This is a genomic window from Chitinophaga sp. 22620, assembly GCF_052044405.1.
GTDB lineage: Bacteria > Bacteroidota > Bacteroidia > Chitinophagales > Chitinophagaceae > Chitinophaga.
In genome coordinates this window covers 1-657 of the sequence record NZ_JBQEMV010000012.1, presented here as the reverse complement: position 1 = coordinate 657, position 657 = coordinate 1, and the positions used below count along the sequence as shown (strand labels likewise).

Sequence of the window (657 nt, the reverse complement as noted above, 5' to 3'; positions counted from 1 at the left end):
GTTCACCTCTTCCCATTCCGAACAGAGAAGTTAAGCCCCTCATGGCCGATGGTACTGCACTATCATGCGGGAGAGTAGGTAGCTGCCATATTTATTGAAAGTCCCGGTCTTGTACCGGGACTTTTTTATCTTCCCACCCTCCACAAAGTTCTCCTGCAAAATTTTGTAGTAATCGATTAAGTTGCTATCTTTGCCATCCGCTTTGAAAAAAGCGCCAGTAGTTCTTTGTGTGCCCGGGATTCCAGCGTAGAAACAGCGCACTTATTCAGTAGATATAAGTAATTGAGAATCAGGAAAATAAAATCTAAAAATCCTGTTTAAAAATTTGGAAGAAACAAAAAAAGCACTACCTTTGCACTCCCATCGAAACAGAGTGTGCGGCAGGGCCGGGAAAGAAGGGGAAACAACAACAACAAAAAGGGCCGTTACGGTCACAGTTCTTTAGAAACATCACGAAAAAATAACCAGGATGCAGGCGTTAGGCCTGGAGGTTCGCAACCTTGGCATCTGACAATTTTGACCGCAGACGGACTGCAAGAGTGCAGACCAGGTCAGATAAGTTCTTTGAAAGTTTGGAAGCAACAGCACAGAAGCCACCCGGAAGGGTGGTGGAAGTAAAACACAGGTAATGTTAGCGATAACATATTAAAATTGAAA

1 rRNA gene is annotated in these 657 nt (G+C 43.8%); it reads left to right on the top strand.

What is annotated here, in order from left to right:
• Window positions 1-91, top strand: a 5S ribosomal RNA gene (gene rrf / locus ACTJIK_RS25730); the annotation flags it as partial.
• Window positions 92-657 lie beyond the last annotated feature (566 nt).